The following is a 3,247-nucleotide window of genomic DNA, read 5'->3' on the forward strand; positions in this document are numbered from 1 at the left end:
CCAGGGGCTTCACTCATGTCTGACGCCGAGTCGCCATCCCGCCGTCCGGCATCATCACGCACCGCAACCGTCACGTTGCCGAGAAGGCTTCATTGACCTCGCCTGGCCGGAATTCAACACCTTCCCCCTCCTGGCGGCTGTCTCCGTGATCGCGGCACCGATGCTCTCCCTGGCCTGGACGATCGCCAGTGGTGCGGCGGCTTACCTGGTCGGGTGGCTCCTGTCTCTTCGCGAAGGCCATGTTCTCTTCAGCCCTTCGGATTTCATTTCGCTCGCGAGTATCGCCGTCCTGACCGTCGTCGCGGTGTTCCTCAACCGGATGTTCGCACGCGAGCGGGAACAGCTGAGAACGTCCCGCCAGGTGGCGGAGGCCGTCCAGCGCGCGATGCTGCCGGCCGTGCCCGGCCGTGTCCGGGGGCTGGCCGTCGCCGCCCGGTACCGGGCTGCCCAGGAAGAGGCCCTGATCGGCGGCGACCTCTACGCGGTCCACGACACCCCCTACGGCCTCCGCATGGTGATCGGCGACGTCCGCGGCAAAGGCATGCAGGCGGTCACCCTGGTCAACACCCTGCTGGGCTCCTTCCACGCGGCGGCCCTCCAGCTGCCGGACCTGCCCGCCATCGTCCGCGGCGTGGAAGTACAGCTGCAGGACGTCAAGAGCCACCGGGACGATGCGCCGTACGAGGACTTCGTCACCGCCGTCGTCGTCGAGATCTCCCCCGACCAGTCCGTGCTGCGCATGGCGAACCGGGGCCACCCGGCGCCGCTGCTGGTCCACGAGGGCGAGGTGACCGTCCTGGAACCGCAGGAGCCGTCACTGCCGCTGGGCCTGGGCGACCTGGCCGGGCCCGAGGTCCCGGTGGACGAGTTCGAGTGGCCCCCCGGCGCCACGCTCGTGATGTTCACCGACGGCATCATCGAAGCCCGCGACCGAAACGGCGTCTTCTTCGACCCCGTCCCCCCGCTGACCGGTCCCCTCCCCCCGGACCCCGGGGCTGTACTGGACGCTATGCTCGCCGCTCTGTTCCGGCACACCAGAGAGCTCGGAGACGATGCCGCGGCCCTCGCGGTCACCCATGTCCCGGTCGGCAGCGTGGGACGAGACCCCTCCGTCGCACCGCAGGCCGGTGGATCGTAGAAACGACGGCAGCGGAGTCTCAACGGCCGAGCCGGGGGTACCTACGATCTTGAAAACCCTCATGGCGGCTCACCGGGGCCCTCGGCACAGCGCCGCAAGAGGTCCGGGCAGTCAGGCGGAGTCCGGGGCCTGAAGCTGCCGTTCCGTCGCCCCGGCCTCTGCAGGCAGCCTCTCTTCAGTGGCTACACCGCTCATTTTTACAGACCCCCGCGGCGATGCGGAGGCATGCGGTCCACTGTAGGTTTGTGGCGATTTCTCCTGCCTCCAGAACTTGGGCGGGCCCGCGCAGCCGGGCCCGGCCCACCCGCAGTCATATAAGGAGTCCGCCATGGCCTGGAACGCCAAGGTCATGTTCTTCCGCTTCCCCGACCCTGCCCGCACCTACCAGGCCTTCTCCGAGGTCAAGCAACTGCCATCGGTGGGCCGGGCGGCGATCCTGGAGCGCGCGGAGGACGGCACCCTGTCCGTGCCCGAGAGCTACGAACCCGGCGCCGGCCGCACCACGGCGGTTGGCGGCGTCGTCGGCGCGCTGGTCGGGGTGCTCGGCGGGCCCATGGGCATCTTTCTCGGCTGGGGCGCTGGAACGCTCGTCGGCATGGCCTCCGACGCCGACGACGCGGCCGGGTCGGTGGACGCGCTGACCGTGCTCAGCTGCGGCGTGGACGAAGGCAGCAACGTCCTGGTCGCCGGGGCGGAGGAGGACGACCCCGGGCCTGCGGACGCCATCGCCGAGCGGCTGGGCGGGACGATCGTGCGGGTGCCCGCCGGGGAGGTCGAGGCTGAGGTCCGCTCGGCGCAGAAGGCCGCGGAAGAGGCAGTGGCCCAGGCTCGGCGGCAGCACCGTGCCGAGCGGCGGCAGGAGTTCTCGGACAAGCTCGGAACCCTGTTCCACCGCTAGCCCGCGACCGGACCGGCGCGGGCGGGCCCGCACGCAGCGGGTGCAAGCTGATGATGCAGGTGCTGGGTCTGCGGTGATGCGGCAGACCGCGAGAGGAGCCGACGATGGGCGAGGGGGACCGGGGCGGCCGGGTACCCGATCGTGTGCGCCCCGCCGACCTGGTGGACGTCCCGGCCCTGGTGCGCCTGATCACCTCGCGCGCCGTCGGCACGCCACCGGCCATCGACCCTGATGCTGGACAAGTTCAGGCCGTCATGCGGCTGCTACTGGCCCACCATGCTCTTGAGGAGGGTCACGTCTGGGTGGCAGAGCAGCATACCGACGAGCTCATCGCCGCCGCCGTGTGGTTGCCGCCAGAAGCCGCCCGGGACTTCAGCCGCTTCCATGGCCTGATCGCCCGAGAGCTGGAGGTTCCGCCCGACCTGCTGGCACTGGGCAGGGCAGACGGTGAAGCGCTGGAGGCCGCTCGGGCAGGTACGCGGGACTGGGTCCTGCTTGTGGCGAGTCGCGAGGGTGACTGCTCGCACGTGCTGCTCGACCGCGTCCTGGCACCAGGTCTTCAGGCCGTGGACCGGCAGAACGGCACGGTGGTCGCATGGACCGCATCCATCTTCGAGGCCGGTCGGCTGGAGGCGTTCGGCTTTCGAGACACCCACAAAGTGACGCTGCCGTCCGGCGGGTATATCTGGCTGACCCGGCGTCCTCCGGCGACGGCTCGACGGCCTCGCCATTGACCGGCTCGGCAGCAGCGTCGCACTTCCTGCCTGCCGACGGCGTTGATGCCCCTATGGATGTCAAATAGCGGTTGCGGCAGGTGCGCGGCTGGCTGCGGGGCTCGGAGTGGCGATGAGCCGGTAGACCTCCCGTGCGAGGTAGCGCTTGAGGCAGCGGATGACTTCTCGGCGCGTCTTGCCCTCGGCAAGGCGTCGCTGCAGGCAGTTCCGGGTGCGGTCGTCCCAGCGCAGGCGGCTGAGGACGATCCGGTAGAGGGCGGCGTCGGCCCGGCGGTCGCCGCCGCGGTTGAGTCTGCGGCGCCGGGTCTTGCCGGAGGACGCCTCGACCGGGCTGGTGCCGCACAAGGCAGCGAAAGACGCCTCGCTGGTGAGGCGTTCAGGGTTGTCACCTGCGGCGATGAGCAGGGCTGCGGCGCTGTCCGGGCCGACGCCGCGTACGTCGAGCAGACCGGGCGAACTCGCCTTGACGACCTCGGC

Annotated in this window: 4 protein-coding genes; 3 read left to right on the top strand and 1 reads right to left on the bottom strand. The window is 70.4% G+C overall.

From position 1 onward, the window contains the following. Window positions 1-145: 145 nt before the first annotated feature. From AB0I73_RS40830 to AB0I73_RS40840, 3 genes are all read left to right on the top strand, one after another. Complete coding sequence (locus AB0I73_RS40830) at window positions 146-1,138, top strand: PP2C family protein-serine/threonine phosphatase (protein WP_363045442.1); 993 nt, start codon at window positions 146-148, stop codon at window positions 1,136-1,138. A gap of 328 nt (window positions 1,139-1,466) precedes the next feature. After that, a complete protein-coding gene (locus tag AB0I73_RS40835) occupies window positions 1,467-2,036 on the top strand; it encodes a histidine kinase (protein WP_363045443.1) in 570 nt (189 codons plus the stop codon). 104 nt (window positions 2,037-2,140) lie between these two features. Next, the gene (locus AB0I73_RS40840; RefSeq protein ID WP_363045444.1) at window positions 2,141-2,770 is read left to right on the top strand and encodes a hypothetical protein; all 630 of its coding nucleotides are present in this window, start codon (window positions 2,141-2,143) and stop codon (window positions 2,768-2,770) included. 60 nt (window positions 2,771-2,830) lie between these two features. Here the strand turns inward: AB0I73_RS40840 and AB0I73_RS40845 are convergent. Continuing rightward, window positions 2,831-3,247 (bottom strand): transposase (locus AB0I73_RS40845; RefSeq protein ID WP_363045445.1); only part of this gene is annotated, 417 nt, incomplete at its 5' end.

The organism is Streptomyces sp. NPDC050388 (assembly GCF_040655635.1).
Taxonomy (GTDB): domain Bacteria; phylum Actinomycetota; class Actinomycetes; order Streptomycetales; family Streptomycetaceae; genus Streptomyces.